This is a genomic window from Shewanella sp. 38A_GOM-205m, assembly GCF_000518445.1.
GTDB classification, from domain to species: domain Bacteria; phylum Pseudomonadota; class Gammaproteobacteria; order Enterobacterales; family Shewanellaceae; genus Shewanella; species Shewanella algae.
This window is the reverse complement of the sequence record NZ_JADP01000003.1, coordinates 143,545-162,450: the sequence shown is the minus strand read 5'-3', so window position 1 is coordinate 162,450 and position 18,906 is coordinate 143,545. Positions and strand designations below refer to the sequence as shown.

General features: G+C 52.1%; 10 protein-coding genes and 1 riboswitch. Of the genes, 7 read left to right on the top strand and 3 right to left on the bottom strand.

Annotated features, from left to right (window positions below):
• Positions 1-35 precede the first annotated feature (35 nt).
• From N512_RS0103850 to fusA, 3 genes are all read left to right on the top strand, one after another.
• The gene (locus N512_RS0103850) at positions 36-4,589 is read left to right on the top strand and encodes an ATP-binding protein (RefSeq protein ID WP_028779466.1); all 4,554 of its coding nucleotides are present in this window, start codon (positions 36-38) and stop codon (positions 4,587-4,589) included.
• Positions 4,590-4,743: 154 nt separating this feature from the next.
• A complete protein-coding gene (locus N512_RS22160; protein ID WP_051472634.1) occupies positions 4,744-6,177 on the top strand; it encodes a diguanylate cyclase in 1,434 nt (477 codons plus the stop codon).
• 261 nt (positions 6,178-6,438) lie between these two features.
• The gene (fusA, locus tag N512_RS0103840; RefSeq protein ID WP_025008927.1) at positions 6,439-8,529 is read left to right on the top strand and encodes an elongation factor G; all 2,091 of its coding nucleotides are present in this window, start codon (positions 6,439-6,441) and stop codon (positions 8,527-8,529) included.
• A gap of 333 nt (positions 8,530-8,862) precedes the next feature.
• Here fusA and arcA read toward each other — a convergent pair whose 3' ends face one another.
• On the bottom strand, positions 8,863-9,579 hold the full coding sequence (gene arcA, locus N512_RS0103835) for a two-component system response regulator ArcA (RefSeq protein ID WP_025008928.1): 717 nt from the start codon (positions 9,577-9,579) through the stop codon (positions 8,863-8,865).
• Between the two features lie 560 nt (positions 9,580-10,139).
• On the opposite strand from arcA, the gene N512_RS0103830 reads away from it, so the two are divergent.
• From N512_RS0103830 to N512_RS24755, 4 genes are all read left to right on the top strand, one after another.
• Entirely contained in the window at positions 10,140-10,574 is a 435-nt protein-coding gene (locus N512_RS0103830; RefSeq protein WP_025008929.1) for a DUF3293 domain-containing protein, read from the top strand.
• Positions 10,575-10,656: 82 nt separating this feature from the next.
• Positions 10,657-10,833, top strand: a riboswitch (Lysine riboswitch).
• 136 nt (positions 10,834-10,969) lie between these two features.
• Positions 10,970-12,337: a lysine-sensitive aspartokinase 3 gene (lysC, locus tag N512_RS0103820; protein WP_025888665.1), complete on the top strand. Its 1,368-nt coding sequence runs from the start codon at positions 10,970-10,972 to the stop codon at positions 12,335-12,337.
• Positions 12,327-13,433 carry a succinylglutamate desuccinylase/aspartoacylase family protein gene (locus N512_RS0103815; protein WP_037474109.1) on the top strand — a complete coding sequence of 369 codons (1,107 nt, stop codon included), beginning with the start codon at positions 12,327-12,329 and terminating at the stop codon, positions 13,431-13,433. The genes lysC and N512_RS0103815 overlap by 11 nt, the downstream gene beginning before the upstream one ends.
• A 192-nt stretch (positions 13,434-13,625) precedes the next feature.
• Entirely contained in the window at positions 13,626-17,495 is a 3,870-nt protein-coding gene (locus N512_RS24755; protein ID WP_028779464.1) for a S8 family serine peptidase, read from the top strand.
• 152 nt (positions 17,496-17,647) lie between these two features.
• Here N512_RS24755 and asnC read toward each other — a convergent pair whose 3' ends face one another.
• A complete protein-coding gene (asnC, locus tag N512_RS0103805) occupies positions 17,648-18,109 on the bottom strand; it encodes a transcriptional regulator AsnC (RefSeq protein WP_025888669.1) in 462 nt (153 codons plus the stop codon).
• Between the two features lie 108 nt (positions 18,110-18,217).
• Positions 18,218-18,895: a bifunctional tRNA pseudouridine(32) synthase/23S rRNA pseudouridine(746) synthase RluA gene (gene rluA, locus N512_RS0103800; protein ID WP_025008931.1), complete on the bottom strand. Its 678-nt coding sequence runs from the start codon at positions 18,893-18,895 to the stop codon at positions 18,218-18,220.
• Positions 18,896-18,906 lie beyond the last annotated feature (11 nt).

Genomic DNA, 18,906 nt, shown 5'->3' with positions numbered 1-18,906 from the left:
TAAAAAATTTCAGAGGCTTAGCAGAGGATCGATAGATGACCAGCAAGAAGCAGCCCGCAAACACGACTCAAGCCCAGACTCCGGATCCCCTGTTTCTGCAGGCGGAGCATTTGGCTAAGGATTTTTCGCTGTTCCCAGAGCACAGCAAACAGAGCCTTTCTGAAGAGATAAAGGGTCTGTTGGATGACGATGCCATCCAGAGTAACTTAAAGTCATTGGCGCAGTTGGATGTGGATGGCTATGTTGCCAAAGTTATCCAGCCTACCCAGGACAAGAACCGCCCAGGTGCCAAGCGAATCATTGCCGATCTGAAAGGCAAGATGATCGCCGAGAGCCACAACGGCCCATTCTACAGCGCTGAAATAGAGCTTAACTTTGGTGGTCGTAACCGCCGCATCGGCTTTATCGCCCAGGAGCGCACCACGGCCAACGGTGCCTGGATGCCCGAGCACCACCTGCAGGCCTGTGAGGCGATTCGTCATTTCGCCGAATTGTCCATGCCCATAGTTTACCTGATTGATACCCCCGGAGCCGATGCCGGTGAGGTGGCCAACAGCCATAACCAGGCACATTCTATTTCCAAGGCGATTGCCGAGAGTGCCAACGTCGATGTGCCGACTCTGGGTATAGTGATTGGCGCCGGCTACTCGGGTGGTGCTATCCCACTGGCGGCGGCCAATATACTGTTGTCGCTGCGTGATGGTATTTTCAACACCATTCAGCCTCAGGGCCTGCAGAGCATCGCCCGCAAGTACAACCTTTCATGGCAGGAGTGTGCCAAGTCTGTGGGTGTGTCCCCGGAAGAGCTCTATACCTCAGGTTGTATCGACGGCATTGTGGATTTCTCTCCTTATGATCGCGACGAGCGTCAGCACAACCTGCGCCGCGCCATCATCAGCGCCATCGAAGCCATTGAACGCGCCGCAGTGCAGTTTGTAAAAGAATCCGATGACCTGCGCGAACACTATGATCGCAGCCTCAAGCGTTTCCTCGAACCTTCCAAGAGCCTCAAGGCATTGGAGTCCAACGCGGAAATGTCGGTTGCCATCAGCCCGACCATGCACCTTAACCTGTTCGGCAGCGCCTACCGTTATCTGCGTTATTTGACTCTGCGCAGCCGTATTCACTCCATCTCCATGGATCAGTATGGTCGCCTGTCCAAGGTGAGTGTGCCCGAAGGGGATCTGTTGGCCCGGATCCAGAAGGAGCAGGAGAAGGTGTTCCAGGCTTGGCTGTCCAGCCCGGATAAGCTGGTTTACGACGAAGAACTCAACAAGCTGTGGAGTAACTTCATCTCCAAGCGTGATGATGTTTCCACCGAGCGTAACATGCTGACCCGTCTGATCCTGGGTGAGCCGAAAGAGAACTACAAGAAGGCCCGTAAGGCGCTGCTGTTCAACATTGGTTGGTCTTTGTATCACCGTTGGAAGAGTAATGCCGCCAACAACTTCAAGGGGCTTATCCACTATCTGGAAACTCTGCCGGCAGAAGTGACTCAGGCGCCTTGGCCTGAACTGAACCAGCTGACAGTACTGGATGTAGTGGTCAATGAAGAGCTGCGTGAAGACTTCATTTGGCAGTGTTACAACATCCTGATCTTTAACGCGCTGTACGACAATGTCGTGGGTAACCTGGCCTCTATCGCCAAGGAAGCCATGATGGCCAAGAGCCTGTCGCGTCAGTCTGTTGATGGCCTGCTGCACAAGTCTATCGACCGGGCGATTTCCACTCAGGATACCGCCAACGACAAGAGCAAGTTCTACAAGTGGCTGAAGTACTTCATGTCACAGTCCAACCGCGCCGAACTGCTGACCAAGACAGAGCAGTGGAAGAGCGTGGGTTTCCCACAGCTGAACGATTCGCTGTTCGTTATCCTGACTTACTTCTTCGAACGTCTGTTGCCGGAATACTTCGACAGTGAAGAGGACAAGGGCAAGTACACAGGTGCAATCAACCCGGTGCGCATCGGTCGTCGTAAAGACTTCTGGAACCGTTTGACCATGGGGTATCAGGATCTGCTTATCCAGAAGGTGCTGCGTGACGAGAAGAAAGCCGGCAATATGACCTGGGAAAATATCATCGCCAAGTTCTTCAAGAATTTCGATGAGATCAATGGCGACAAGATGTCGGCCAACTTGCTCAACTTCCCGGGCTTCCGTCTCTCTATTGAAGATGCGCTCGACAAGGGCATTCGCCCCTGTGGTTTGATCACGGGTCTGGCGGACTTTGAACATGGCGGCAAGGCGCTGCGTGTCGGGGTTGCCGTATCCAACACCGCCTTCCAGGCCGGTGCTTTCGATATGGCCAGTGCCGAGAAGTTCTCTGCGCTGCTTATTGAGTGTGCCAAGCGCAGGCTGCCGGTGATCTGCTTTATCAGCTCCGGCGGTATGCAGACCAAAGAAGGGGCTGCTGCGCTGTTCTCCATGGCCGTGGTAAACGACCGTATTACCCGTTTCGTGCGTGACAACGAACTGCCTGTGCTGATGTTCGGTTTCGGTGACTGTACCGGTGGAGCCCAGGCATCCTTCGTGACTCACCCTCTGGTGCAGACTTATTATCTGTCCGGTACCAATATGCCGTTTGCCGGTCAGATGGTGGTACCAGCTTACCTGCCATCCACTTCGACTCTGTCCAACTACCTGTCCAAGGTGCCCGGAGCGATGAATGGTCTGGTCAACAACCCATTCAGCACTCAGCTCGATGAACAGCTCAAGAGCATAGATCCTCTGATGCCTATGCCAAGCGCCGAGATAAGTGATGTGCTGACCAATGCTCTGTCGACTCTGGTGGTTGAAGTTGAAGAGGTCAGTGAGGAGATAGTACAGGACGATCCTCGTGCCCTGATGAAGCCTATCGACAAGGTGCTGGTACATGCCCGAGGCTGTACTGCGGTGAAACTGATCCGCAAGGCTCACGACAATGGCATTAATGTGGTACTGGTGGCGTCCGATCCTGATATGACTTCGGTTCCTGCCGACATGCTCAAGGAAAACGACAAGCTGGTTTGTCTCGGCGGTAACACTTCCGACGAGTCCTACCTGAACGCTTACTCAGTGTTGAAAGTGGCCGAGTATGAGCAGGTAGACGCACTGCACCCAGGTATCGGCTTCCTGTCGGAAAGCCCACAGTTCGCCGCCCTGTGTGTGAACAACGGCGTGAACTTTGTTGGCCCAAGTGTGCACTCGATGACAACCATGGGTAACAAGTCCAACGCCATCAAGACCTCTCAGGCGCAGAATGTGCCCGTGGTACCAGGCTCTCACGGTATTCTGACCAACGCCGAGCAAGCGGTTAACGTGGCCAACGAAATCGGCTACCCAGTGCTGCTCAAAGCGGTACAAGGTGGTGGCGGTAAGGGTATCCAAGTGGTTAAGCGCCCCGAGGATATGATTGGCCTGTTCCAGAAAACCTCCACCGAAGCGGCTGCCGCCTTTGGTAATGGTGACCTGTACCTGGAAAAATATGTGACTTCACTGCGTCACATCGAAGTTCAGCTGCTGCGTGACAAGTTCGGCAACACCAAGGTACTGGGTCTGCGTGACTGCTCGGTGCAGCGTAACAACCAGAAGGTGATTGAAGAGTCCGGTTCCACCATGCTGCCTGAAGAACTCAAGCAGAGAGTGATGGAATACACCCGTGCTCTGGGTGATGCCACCGACTATATGGGCGCAGGTACCGTTGAGTTCATCTATAACCTGGATGCCAACGAAGTCTACTTCATGGAGATGAATACCCGTCTGCAGGTAGAGCACCCGGTAACCGAAGCGACTTCAGGTATTGATATCGTCAGCGCGCAATTTGATGTGGCAGCCGGTCGCTCCATTGAAGATCTGCAGCCGCAGGAAATCGGCTATGCGATGGAAGTGCGGGTGACAGCCGAGAAGGCTGCTCTGGACAGCCAGGGCATACTGCAGCTGGTGCCAAACCCGGGTCTTATCACTGAGTGCGTGATGCCAGAGCGCGATGATGTGGAAATCATCTCTATCGCGGCCGATGGCAAAGAAGTGTCGCCATACTACGACAGCCTGATTGCCCAGATCATCATCCGCGGTGAAAGCCGGGACGATGTGATTGCCAAGATGTATGACTATCTGGATCAGGTGGTCATCAAGGGTATCGCCACCAACATCCCGCTGCTGAAGCGGATCCTGGCCGACGAGACCTTCCGTGAAGGCGTGTATGACACCAACTATCTGCCGCGCCTGATGGCCGAGCTGGATATCCCTGCCCTGATCGCCGAAATGGAAGCCGCCGCCGAAACTCAAAGTGTGGATACCGAATCGCTGCGTGTGGGTGAGTCCAACGAGCTCAAGGTGTTGGCTCAGGGCGCGGGTATCTTCTATACCTCTCCGGCGCCGGGCGAAGCCGACTTCGTCAAGGAAGGCGACATAGTGACTGTCGATCAAACGCTGGCATTGACCGAAGCGATGAAGATGTTCTCTCAGGTGACACTGGCAGGCTTCAACCGCAAGGGTGCCGAGCTGTATCCAGAGGATAAGAAATACCGCATTGAGCGGATCCTCAACAGCAATGGCCAACAGGTCTCTCAAGGCGATCTGCTGTTTGTGGTCTCCCCTGTGGAAGACTGAGGCTGCTGATTGTCAGTAACCCGAAAAGACCCGCCATGTGCGGGTCTTTTGTTTCTTAACGGTTGGATTCAATTTCAGATGGCGCAGCATATGACCAGAAGCTGATGTTTTTGAACTAATATTGAATGTATCCTGAATCGCCGGAGCTTACAGATTGCTGAGATATTTGCGGCCCATATTGTTTGGCAGCCTTTTACTGGCAACGGCCGCAGCCAATGCAGTCACGATTCCCTATTGTGTCGACCCCGACTGGATGCCCTATGAAGGCATAGACCAAGGCAAGCACGTGGGGATCTCTTCCGGCTTTCTTGAGCTTATCGATCAGCAGACAGATTGGCAGTTTCAGCTGGTGCCCACCGAAAGCTGGCAACAGACATTAGCCTACTTGAAGCAGCAACGCTGTGTATTCACCCCCATGCTCAACTACACTCCCAGGCGCGCTGAGTTCTTATATTTCAGCGATATTTATAGCCGTTCTCCCAATGTGTTGGTTTCCCGCCGCGAGCAACCCTTTCTGCAAAGTATGGAACAGGTCGGTGATAGAAGCCTGGCGATCCCCAGAGGCTACCGCTTGCTGGATTATGTGCGCCAGAACTATCCCAAAATCCGCATTATTCTGGCCGAGACAGAGCAGCAGGGATTGGAGATGGTCTCCAGCGGTGAGGCGGATCTGTTTATCGGCTCTATGTATTCCATCAATGCCCGCATTCAGCAGAGTGGGTTGTTCAATCTCAAAATCGCCGGTTGGGCCGGGCCAGAGGATCAGTTCCGGATGGCGGTAACAGAGAATGCCAAATGGATGTTACCCGAGCTCAATCATTTACTGGCGCAGATTTCCGATGAACACAGGGCCAGGCTGTACCGGCAGTGGAGCAATATGGCGGTGCTGGAACAGACAGATTACCGAATGTTCTGGCAGTTGTTGGCGGTGGCAACATTGATCTTCGGTGCCTTGCTGGCACGTAACCGCTGGATTAGTAAATACAACCGCGAGTTGACAGCCAAGAATCAACAACTGGAACAATTGCGCAATCAGTTGCTGGAAACCAACAGAGAACTGGAGTTCATTTCGACCCATGATCCTTTGACCAAGTTATATAACCGTCACTATTTCCACCGACACTTCGCCGCCGAACACCGCAGTAACTCGGCGCAAGGGCACACGTCGCTGATAGTAATAGACATAGATTTTTTTAAAGAGATCAATGATCGTCATGGCCACAGTGTGGGAGATTCGATTCTCAGCGAACTGGCGGCTCTGCTCAAAGATGGTGCCCGTGAACAGGATCTGGTGGCACGCTGGGGTGGTGAGGAGTTTATGATCATCTGCCCGGATACCGACTGTGTACAGGCGGGGCGTTTATGTGAACGCCTGGCACTGGCGATGAAGGTTTATCCCTTTTCAGCCGGTGTTAGCCTGAGTTGCAGTTTTGGACTGACAGAACTTAAAGCCGGTGAATCGATCTGGAGTGCATTTGACCGGGCGGATTTGGCCTTGTACCGGGCCAAGTCGGAAGGTCGCAATAGGATCTGCTGCGATCCCGAATCCGATCGAGCCGATAAAATTAGCTCAAATTCGTCAGCTTAGCGCTGTAGCGGCGCTTTTATACAATCAATTTCTGCATTAATCGCTCGAATATAGAAAATATTGAATTTCAACATATTGAATTTAATGAATTTTATTTTTGTTGCCCGTCTGTGATGACAAACTGGTGAAAATTGAAACTGCTGATTGCAGCCTATAGGGGTTTCGGTGTTATAATACGCGCCTTATTTATGGGGTTCCGTCTGTCGCAGCTTTGAAGTGGCATACTCCGTCTCCTATTAACTAATCATTTGAAGTTGAATCATGACTGACTTATCAAAATACAGAAACATTGGTATTTTTGCTCACGTTGACGCGGGTAAAACCACTACCACAGAACGTATCCTGAAACTGACCGGCAAAATCCACAAGATGGGTGACAGCCATGACGGTACCACCACTACTGACTTCATGGAGCAGGAAGCTGAGCGCGGTATTACCATTCAGTCTGCTGCGGTAAGTTGCTTCTGGAAAGATCACCGCTTCAACATCATCGATACCCCCGGACACGTTGACTTCACCGTTGAAGTATATCGTTCTCTGAAAGTTCTGGACGGCGGTGTTGGTGTATTCTGTGGTTCCGGCGGTGTTGAGCCTCAGTCCGAAACCAACTGGCGCTATGCTAACGAATCTGAAGTTGCCCGTATCATCTTCGTAAACAAGCTGGACCGTATGGGTGCCGACTTCCTGCGTGTTGTTGGTCAAATCAAGCGCGTTCTGGCTGCGACACCACTGGTTATGACTCTGCCTATCGGTATCGAAGACGAGTTCAAGGGTGTTGTTGACGTACTGAACCGCAAAGCCTATGTATGGGATGAGTCTGGTCTGCCAGAAAACTACTCTGTAGAAGAAGTTCCAGAAGACATGGTTGATCTGGTTGAAGAATACCGTGAGCAACTGATCGAGACTGCCGTTGAGCAGGACGACGACCTGATGGAAGCCTACATGGAAGGTGAAGAGCCTTCTATCGAAGACCTGAAGCGTTGTATCCGTAAAGGTACCATCAACCTGTCATTCTTCCCCACATACTGTGGTTCTGCTTACCGTAACAAGGGTATGCAGCTGGTTCTGGATGCAGTTGTTGACTACCTGCCATCTCCAACTGAAGTTGAGCCTCAGCCTCTGACTGACCCAGAAACTGGTGAAGAAACCGGTGAAGTCGCTACTGTATCTGCCGATGAGCCACTGCGCGCTCTGGCGTTCAAGATCATGGATGACCGTTTCGGTGCCCTGACCTTTATCCGTGTCTACTCTGGTAAGCTGAAGAAAGGTGACACTATCCTGAACTCTGCTACCGGTAAGACAGAGCGTATCGGCCGTATGGTTGAGATGCACGCTAACGATCGTAAAGAGATCGATTCTGCTCAAGCCGGTGACATCATCGCTGTTGTAGGTATGAAGAACGTTCAGACTGGTCACACTCTGTGTGATCCTAAGCACGAATGTACTCTTGAGCCTATGATCTTCCCTGAGCCAGTGATCTCTATCGCTGTAACTCCTAAGGACAAAGGCGCTTCTGAGAAGCTGGGTGTTGCTCTGGGTAAGATGGTTGCAGAAGATCCATCATTCCAGGTTGAAACCGACCAAGAAACTGGTGAAACCATCCTTAAGGGTATGGGTGAATTGCACCTGGACATCAAAGTAGACATCCTGAAGCGTACTCACGGTGTTGAACTGACTGTTGGTGCTCCACAGGTAGCTTACCGTGAAACCATCACTCAAGCCGTTGAAGACAGCTACACTCACAAGAAGCAGTCTGGTGGTTCTGGTCAGTTTGGTAAGATCGACTACCGCATCCGTCCAGGCGAAGCTGGTAGTGGCTTCAAGTTCACCTCCAGCGTTGTTGGTGGTAACGTACCTCGTGAATTCTGGCCAGCAGTTGAAAGCGGTTTCGAAGACATGATGAACGAAGGTCCTCTGGCTGGCTTCCCAGTACTGGACGTTGAAGTTGAACTGTTCGACGGTGGTTACCACGCAGTTGACTCCTCAGCGATCGCGTTTGAAATCGCTGCCAAGGGTGCATTCCGTCAGTCTATGCCTAAGGCCAAGCCTCAGCTGCTGGAGCCTGTGATGAAGGTTGACGTGTTCACTCCAGACGATCACGTTGGTGACGTTATCGGTGACCTGAACCGTCGTCGCGGTATGATCAAGGATCAGGAAGCTGGTCTGACTGGCGTACGTGTTAAGGCTGACGTGCCACTGGCAGAAATGTTCGGTTACATCGGTCACCTGCGTACCATGACTTCTGGTCGTGGTCAGTTCTCCATGGAGTTCTCTCACTATGCTCCATGTCCTGCCAACGTGGCTGAGACTGTTATCGCAGAAACCAAGGCTCGTAACGCAGCCAAGAAATAAGGATTAATTATCCTGATAAAAACCCGCCTTGATGGCGGGTTTTTTTATGGGCGAATATCCAGTGCCGCGAAGCCAGCAGAATCAAACTTGCACTCAGCTCGGCGGATGCCGATGAATATCAATGGGCAATCGTATGGCAACTGTTTCTGAAAGTGGCATATGTGGCAAAGGAGCTACCTAAGATAAAGGAGATAAAGGAGCTGGGATTGGCAGAGAATTACCGTGAGGAAGCCACTGCGAATATCAGTAGCTGGGGGAACCGAAATAGGTGAGCAGATAAACAAAAGCCAGCTCGATAAGCTGGCTTTGTGCAGGGCCGATAAGGCGTGTTTATCAGTCTTCCAGGTTACCGCAGAAACGGTAGCCTTCACCGTGGATGGTGGCGATGATTTCCGGTGTATCAGGCACACTTTCGAAGTGCTTACGAATACGACGGATAGTCACGTCAACAGTACGGTCGTGTGGCTTGAGCTCTCGGCCGGTCATTTTCATCAGCAGCTCAGCGCGGCTGAGGATCTTGCCTGGGTTTTCCACAAAGTGCAGCATAGCGCGGAATTCGCTACGTGGCAGCTTGTAAGATTCACCCTGTGGGCTCACCAGAGAACGGCTGTTGATTTCCAGGCTCCAACCATTAAAACGATAGTATTCAACGGCAGCCTTTTCTTCAATTTCAGCGCCAGAGCTGTTGACACGAGTCAGCAGGTTACGGGCACGAATGGTCAGTTCACGAGGGTTGAACGGCTTGGTGATGTAATCATCGGCACCGATCTCCAATCCAAGGATCTTGTCCACTTCGTTGTCACGGCCAGTAAGGAAGATGAGACCGATATTGTTGATTTCGCGCAATTCCCGCGCCAACAGCAAACCATTCTTACCTGGCAGGTTGATATCCATAACCACCAGGTTCACCTTGTTTTCCTGCAAGGCTTTGTGCATCTCTGCGCCATCATTGGCTTCGGTTACCACATAACCTTCTGCCTCGAAAATACTTCTCAGCGTGTTACGGGTAACGGCTTCATCTTCAACGATCAGAATGTGCGGGTTTTGCATGTTATTTACCTAATTAAATCAGTTTATCTAACCATGAGCGCGGGTGACGCTCCGCTATACTCTCTAAAACGCCAACATTCACAGGGTTCACGTAAGTGCTGTTCAAAACTGAAATGAAACGGCAACACACTTCATGATTAGCAAAAAGTATGCTCTCCACCCGGAGAGGCGCGAACTGTACTGTCTAGGATTCCCAGTGGCGGGATTTAGTTCCTGAAAGACATGGAAAATCCAGAAAATGTCATCTTAAAACCAGATTACATTTGGTACAGAGTCGTTATCGATAGAGACTTATGCTGTAGCGTAATGGCGCTAGCCGGGTCACACACTTAACTCTAAGCCTCTGTCGATACAATCCATTGTACTAGGATTGGGCATTTGTTAACAAATGAAATGTTAACAAATTAATGTTCAACTATGATCTATATCACAAGTTTTTGCGTTACCTATTGAAAGATAAGCATTTTGTATTTTGTCTTACTGTGAGCTTGCTCACGGGGCTAGGGGAATGCAAAAGCCTTTGCTAGAATAAATCCGGTTCATTAGAGACAGATACTACAATGGATGCTGCATTTGAAAGTCTCTGGCAGTACTACCAGAGCGCATGCTTTTTATTGACTCAGTCGTTTTCTTCCGCTGTTCCTTTCGCTATTGTCACCGCCCATAATCCCCTTGGGCAAAAACTCACTTCTTGCCAAAACCGCCTTCTCGATCGGCAGCTACAACACGATATTGATAAGCTGGGCATTCCTTACCGGGCGATCATAGGCGCTGCCGATGATCTCAGTCATATGGAAAAAAGCTGGGCTCTGTTTCTGGATAAGGCTGCGGCAATCGAACTGGCATCAAAGTATCGACAAAATGCCCTTTACTACGTTGATAGTGGGCTCTTGACCTTGGTGCCTTGCCTGAAAGGGGAGCGAGAGGTGGCGCTTGGACAGTTTGCTGCCAGGGCGCGCCTGGTCAGCGAGTTACCCGAGCTCAGTGACGGATGAGTTGAGGAAATTTCATCCTGTGCAAATTAGCATTGACTTCATAAGGACTTTATTGCTAATTTTTTCATCCCTTTCGCGAGAAAGGAACAGAAGAGGTGCGTTAACTAGGTAGTGAGTCAGAGGAGGCCAATTCTCCAATGACGGCTCATGAGGGAGATTAACGCCGAGGTCGGGATGCGTATTGGCTATGCTTCCGGTCGGTTGGTCAGGCTGAATCCTGGCGACTGTCACCTGGTTTTGGTGGAGAGCTTCTGGTGACGATCGCTGTTTCCCTGCTATAGGGTGCGTTATCTCTGCACCAGGCTCTTCGAACGTTATCTGTTCGGAGCTTAACTCATGAAATCTATTCTCGTTATCGACCTTTCCCTGTTACCTGCCTGTGGGGGAATGCGCTGATGTCTCTTGTTGTTGCCAAGTTTGGTGGTACCTCAGTTGCCGATTATCCGGCGATGAATCGCTGTGCCGATATAGTGCTTGGAAACCCGGCCACCCGTCTGGTTGTGGTCAGTGCATCCAGTGGCGTAACCAATCTGTTGGTGGAGCTGTCTCAGGCAGACATGGGGGATGAGCGCCGTCTCAAGCTATTGAAAGAGATAGCCACCATTCAATACGCAATTCTGGATAAACTTGGCAGACCGGCAGATGTTGCCGCGGCGCTGGATGCTTTGCTCAGCCGCATGGCAACGCTCAGTGCCAGGTTATTGCAGGCGCCGAGTCATGCTATGGTCGATGAGATCCTATCTTTGGGCGAACAGTGTTCTTCAGCGCTGTTTGCCGCGGTATTGAGAGAACGTGGTGCCAAGGCCAGCGCCTTTGATGTGCGCCAGGTGATGCGTACCGATAGCCATTTCGGTAAGGCCGAGCCACAAATCGCCGAGTTGAAGCGACTGGCGACAGAGAAATTGCAACCTTTGCTTGAGCAGCAACTGCTGGTGACCCAGGGCTTTATCGGCGCCGATGCCGATGGCCGAACCACTACGCTTGGGCGTGGTGGCAGCGATTATTCTGCGGCCCTTTTGGCTGAGGCGCTGGAAGCCGATGCGGTCGAGATCTGGACCGATGTAGAAGGGATTTACACCACGGATCCCCGACTGGCTCCCAACGCCAGGCCTATCGCAGAAATCAGTTTTAATGAGGCGGCAGAGATGGCTACTTTCGGTGCCAAGGTGTTGCACCCTGCCACCATCTTGCCGGCGGTGCGTCAACAGATCCAGGTGTTTGTCGGCTCCAGTCGGGCACCGGAAAAAGGTGGCACCTGGATCCGTCACCAAGTGGAAGATGAGCCGGTATTCAGGGCCGTTGCGGTGAGACGAGATCAGACCCTACTTAACTTGCACAGTTTGCAGATGTTGCATGCCCAGGGCTTTTTGGCAGAGACCTTTGCCGTGTTGGCGCGGCACAAGATCAGTGTCGATCTCATTACCACCTCAGAGGTGAACGTGTCGCTGACGCTGGACAAAACGGGCTCAGATTCGGCCGGCAAGGGGCTTCTGACCGAAGCCCTGCTGCAGGAATTGTCGCAAAACTGCCGTGTGCGGGTGGAAGATAAGCTGGCTCTGGTGGCCATCATAGGCAACAAGATAGCCACTACTGCCGGGATCTGTCGCCGGGTATTTGAAGTGCTCGAACCCCACAACGTCAGGATGATCTGTCAGGGCGCCAGTCCGCACAATCTTTGTGTCTTGGTGTCGGAAGCCGAAGCCGGTGATGTTGTTGCCGCTTTGCATCGTAACCTGTTTGAAGGGGCTCAGGATGCAGCTTGAACATCTGCCGGTTGGGGAGCTGGCTGCCGGCCAGCCCTTGACCATACCTGTTTATCGCTTCAAAGGTACCAGCGATGCGGCGCCCAGCGTCTATATTCAGGCCAATGTGCATGGCGCCGAGGTGCAGGGCAATGCGGTGATTTTGCAGTTGCTGCAGTACTTCAAGGCTCATCCGCCTCTGGGAGATATCACCCTGGTGCCTCTGGCCAACCCCTTGGGGATTAACCAGAAAAGCGGTGAGTTTACCTTGGGCCGTTTCGATCCCATCACAGGTATCAACTGGAACCGAGCCTATCTGGATCAGGCCGTCCACCTGGATGACTGGTATCTGCAGCATAGTGAGCTGCCGGAGCAAGCACTGTTTGACGCTTTTCGTCGTCTTCTTATTGCCAACTGTGAACAGGCATTGGCCAATCCCTGGGGAGTGACGACCGGGCAGAGATTGGCGCTCAATCTGCAAAAACTGGCGCACGGCGCTGACATAGTGCTGGATCTGCACACCGGCCCCAAGTCCTGTAAACATCTCTATTGCCCCGAATATGAGCTGTCCGCTGCCGGCTACTTTCATATTCCCTATACCCTGGTGATGCCTAAAGGTTTTGGCGGCGCCATGGATGAAGCGGCCTTCAATCCCTGGTGGCAGCTCAGCGACTATGCCAATAGCCGGGGCAGAGAGCTGAAAGTCGCAGTGTCGGCCTTTACTTTGGAGCTTGGCAGCCAGGAGCGTATCGATCTTGCCGATGCCAGCCGAGATGCGGAAGGCATATTAAGTTATCTGAGCTATAGAGAGGTGATAGCCCAGAGCATACAGCCCGAGGTGATGTCGCGTTTTGCTTGTATGCTGAAAGACTATCGGAAGTTTCACGCACCTATGGCAGGTATGGTGGAGTATCTGGCCGAGCCGGGAGTACCTTTGGCTGCGGGCGCGCCTCTGGTCAATATGCTCAGGCTCGACCGAGTCGATGCCGGCACTGAAGTCACCAGGCTCTCGCTCAATGAGGATGTGATCCCTGTGCTGCATTTTGCCTCGGCGTCTGTGCACCAGGGAACTGAGCTCTACAAGGTGATGACCAACTACTTCACTCTTTCTGGTTAAGTCAAAGCCGGATATGAAATCCTTTTTAGCGTCTACCATTCTGTAACTAGCTGATAATTTGTAATATTTTGTGTCTTTTGTTTCTTGTTTGTATCAATTGATGTTACAAGAATTAATCCCTTTGTATTAAGGGAGTGTTTTTGAGCATGGAAACATAAAACAACAATAAGCAGTCTTATAGGGAGTAGACAAGTGAAGAGTCAAGTTGCAATAGCCGTTTCAGCAGCGCTGTTATCTATGGCATTCCATTCAGAAGCCGCGCCAGTGAGCGTATCAGATCCATTTATTTCGTCGGATCTGCTTAGTGCGTCCAGCGGCCTCAAAGGACAACAGCAAGGGGTGGGGCAACATAAGTTTGTCAAAGAGCCTGGACTTGCAGAGGGTAAATACACTTATATAGTGCGCCTTAAAGATCCCTCTGTGGCGAATTATGCCGGTGGTATTGCCGGGCTTGAAGCCACCAGTCCACAGCGAAGCCAAGGGCTGGCGCCCCAAAAGGCTCCCAAGCTGAATACCGCCAGTGTGGCGGTGAAGTCCTACGTGAAGTATTTGAATGCCAAGCAACAGAACTTTTTAATGAGTGCCGCGGCCCAAGGGGTTCAGTTGCAGGCCAAGGCCAGATATCACTATGCCTTTAATGGCCTGGCGGTCACCATGGATCAGCAGCAGGCTGAAGCCCTGTCCAAGTTACCCGAAGTGGCGTTCATTGAGCGGGAAAGCCTCTATTCAATGGATACCGACAGTAGCCAGAGCATGATAGGTTCTCCCAAAGTGTGGGACGGCAGTGCAACAGGGACCCGGGCTATGGGAGAAGGGGTCATAGTCGGGGTGATCGATTCGGGGATCAACAGTGATCATCCATCCTTTGCCGACATTGGGGGAGATGGTTATGACCATACTAACCCCTGGGGGCAGGGGGTCTACGTCGGTGACTGTGCGGCAGAGTTTTCTGACATGTGCAACGACAAGCTAATCGGGGTCAGAAGTTATCCCGAGATTACCGATAGTTATGATGATGAAGAGGTCTTTGGTCCAACACCTCCTGCCAAGAATGGTGAGGATTATGGGGGCCATGGTTCTCATACTGCCAGTACTGCTGCGGGCAATATCCTTAAGAATGTCCCCTATGTTGCCGGTGAAGTTGGTGAGGCTCAGGGGGACGGCATTGAGACCGGGCTCGAGTTTACACAGATCTCCGGGGTCGCCCCCCATGCCAACATTGTTGCCTATCAGATCTGCCGTCCGGGCAACAATGGCGATAGATATTCAGGTTGTCCCACATCGGCGATTCTCAAAGCGTTGGATGATGCCATTGCCGACGGTGTGGATGTGATCAACTATTCCATCAGCGGCGGTGGTTTCCCTTGGTCAAGCGCGACAGAGATGAGCTTCCTGGCTGCCCGTAATGCCGGCATCTTCTCTGCCGTATCGGCCGGAAATACCTCTGCCTCGGTTAGCCAAGTTCCCTTTTCTTCACCCAAAAATGCGCCCTGGTATACCTCAGTCGCGGCATCTACCCACAACCGGGAAGTGCGTTCCATTCTGGAGTTCAACGGTGACCAACTGGACTACACTCAGGGAACCGGGCCGGTAATGACTACAGATATCAGTGCACCTTTGGTGTATGCCGGTGACTTGGCAGCTGATAATTTCGAAGGTTGCAACGCCTTTGCCGCCGATGCGTTCAAGGAACAGTTGGCGCTGATTAAGCGCGGCGGTTGTAACTTTGCCGATAAGGTCAATAATGCCAAAGATGCGGGGGCAGTAGGGGTTATCGTCTTTAACAAAGACGGTGAAGGCAACGTCAGAACCAAGATGTCCGGACTGGGCAACACCAGTATCCCTTCTGTTTTCATCGGTAATATTGATGGCTTGGCCGTTGTGGATGCGCTGGCGGCTACGCCAGGGCTGGTGGCCAAAATCAATGCTACTCCATCGGCCGTTGAGCGTCAGGCAGATGTGTTGGGCGACTTCTCTCTACTCGGGCCAAATCGTTACTTCGATGTGATTGCGCCTTCGATTTCTGCACCGGGTGTGGACATCTATGCCGCTTATGCCGATGAGCAGTATGGCCATGAAGTAACAGGGACAGATCCTGCCGATTATACCCTGATGTCCGGTACTTCTATGTCCAGCCCTCATGTGGCGGGCGCCGGGGCGCTGCTGAAGTCGGCTCATCCTGAGTGGACACCGGATAATATCCGTTCAGCCTTGATGCTGACGGCAACTACGGCCAGTGCTATGACCAAGGCCGATGGCAAGACTACCGCGGATCCGTTTGATGTGGGTGCCGGCCGGATCCGGGTTGATTTGGCCGCCAAGACAGGGCTTATCATGGATGAGTTGGCGGACAATTATGAGTTTGCCAATCCAGAACTCGGTGGTGATCCCAGACGTTTGAATCTTCCCAGCATGTCTACTAGCCGATGTGTTAACAGTTGCAGTTGGACTCGAAAAGTCATGGCTACCAAAGACGGCGTATGGAGCGCTGCCGGGGTGGCGACGACTGAAGGGCTGAAAATAACTGTTTCGCCTGAAAACTTTACTCTGACCAAGGGGCAGTCGCAGGTGGTGACTGTCACTGCCGATATCACAGGAGTGAACTCAAGTGATTGGGCGTTTGGTAACCTGCTGTTGACCTCGAGTAACCACCCTGATGCGGCCATGCCTGTGGCGGTTAAAGCTGCCCGTGACAATTTGCCGGACAGTTTAACCATCAGAGCGGGACGAGATGCCGACGAGCTGACTTTCAGCGAGCTGAAATCGCTGGATATGACTGGACTGGATGCAGAAGTATCTGCCTTGGCACTGGCCGACAGCTTTGAAGGCGTGCTGAAGCAAGATTCGAATGTTGGTAGCTTCCTGGACGACATTACCGATGGTGTCGCCTTCGTCGCCTACAGGGTTGAAGAGGGGGCAAAGCTATTCAATACCACTATTACTGCCACCAATTCCCCGGATTTGGATCTCTATGTGGCGATAGACAGAGATAGTGACGGGTCGTTGGATGCCCTTGTCGGCCAATCGGCCAGAGCCGGTTCTGATGAATCTGTCAGTATCAGTAATCCAGAAGTCGGTGACTATTATATTTTTGTGCAAAACTATGAGGCCTCGGCCGCCAATGCCGAAGATCCCTTCACCTTGAAAACCTCTGTGGTAGAGGCAGGTCCGGCTCAGGACAACTTTACTCTGACCAAGACGGGTGACAATGAGGACTTCTCACTGAAATTTGCCTGGAAGGATAATTTTGACGCCAGCGACCTGGGTTATGCCGTAGTAACTCTGACGTCCAGTGATACCAATGTCGCTGCCAAGAACCTGCCGGTTGCTTTCAGCCGAGTCGTTGATGATGTGCAGATGCCTGAGGCCAGTATACTCAGTGGTGAGATGACCCCTGGGCTGCCAGTAACCATGACTGTAACTATCGCTGCCAATGCTTCCCCGGAGGCTCGGGAATATCAAATCAAGGCCATGGTGCCGGAAGGACATGAAGTCACGGCTATCAGCGACCAAGGAGAACTGGCTCAAGGAGTATTGAGTTGGACTCATGTGATGCAAACCGGCGATCCGGCCAAAACGCTGAGCTTCAAGTTTATCCCGCGTAAACAGGGGCAGGGCAATAAGCTGATATTGAGCAATACCGTAGTCAATGATACCGCCGAGGTGCTGACTCAGGAGTATCTGTTCGATGTTAAAGAAGGGGCCCCTGTTATTAAAGTTGATGCACCGGACCGAGTGGCAGAGCGCAAGAGCTTTGTTATCGATGCGTCTGCCTCGGCCGATCCCAATGGCGATGCTGTCAGCTATCAATGGACTCAGATTGCCGGTGCACCACTGAAGTTTGACAGCTCGGCGGCCAAGCTGGAGCTGACGGCACCTGAAGTGGGAGGCTCTGGCGATTTGCTGACTTTCAATCTGAAGGTGAGTGACTCCAAGGGTAACAGCACCACAGAAACTGTCAGCATAGTGGTCTTTGACTTCGAGCGTGACAGTGGTGGTTCGCTGGGTTGGTTGTCGCTGCTATTGCTGCCTTTGGGGTGGCTGCGCAGGAAATCGAGCTAAGGAAGGTGCGAGCAAGTCCTGTGTGCTCTGCGTTGGCTTACAGGCCTGGATGTAAGGCGTGGTTTGCAGCAAATGGCCATAGTCCTTTGCACCTTCCCTAAGCCTTAAACTGAAAAAGGCTGCCAATTTGGCAGCCTTTTCTTTATCTGTTGTTAAGGTTTTACCGCCCTGACAATTGGATTCTGCAGACTTATCAGGGTCTCGGTAGATTGAATTTCGTCTATCGACTGGATACGGTTAATCAGCACGTGCTGCAGGGCATCTATAGATTGACACATCACTTTGACAAATACGCTGTAGTTGCCTGTGGTGTAGTAGGCCTCTACCACTTCTTCCAACTCATTGAGCTTGGAGATAGCGGCGGGATAGTCACCGGCACTCTTGAGATTGATGCCGATAAAGCAGCAGACATCATAGCCCAGAGCTTTGGGGTTAACCGTTATTTGGGCACCGGTGATAATACCTGCCTGTTTCATCTTTTCGACCCTGACATGAATCGTGCCTGCACTGACGCTGAAGCGTTTGGCCAGCTCGGCAAAAGGAGTTCGTGCATCCTGCATCAGGGCTTCCAGGATCTGATTGTCCAGTTGATCTCTTTGAAATGATGTATCCACAGCATCACGCCTAAATTGCTTATAATCAGGCATGAATCTACGTGTTTTATTGTAAAATTGCCAGTCTTATGGCGACTTTTGGCTCAACATCTATGGTGACGTTAGCCGTTATTGCTCACCTTCGGGCGCGAGAAAAGGCACAGGTGCACTGAAGCTCATGGGTTCGCCCGAGTAGGGATGCTTGATGCTGAGGCTGGCGGCATGCAGCAGCAATCTGGGAGCCAATCTTTTTGCCCAGGAGTCGGCGTAGAAACCATCGCCCAGAATGGGATGACCCAATGCCATCATATGCACCCTGAGTTGGTGTGAGCGCCCTGTGATGGGGATCAGCTTGACCAGAGTTGAATAGCGCCCCTTGCTGATCACTTCATAGTGGGTCAATGACGGCTTACCCACTTGATGATCGACTTTCTGTCTGGGTCTGTTGGGCCAGTCGCAGATGAGTGGCAGTTCTATACTGCCTTGAGTGGCCTTGATATGGCCGGCGACTCTGGCGTAGTAACTCTTTTGGGTTTCCCTGTCTCGAAACTGACGTTTCAGCTCCCGTTCGGCACTGCGCCTCAGTGCCAGCAAGAGCACGCCCGAGGTGGCCATATCCAGGCGGTGAACCACTTGTGCCTGTGGATGTTCGGCCAGGACTCTGGCATAGGCGCTGTCGTGATGGGCCGGATCCCGTCCGGGAACCGAGAGGAGTCCTGAAGGTTTATTGATGACTATGATGTCCTTGTCTTGATAGAGAATATCCAGCCAAGGTTCGGTTGGCGGATTGTAGACAAAATCTGACATGTCATGGCCTC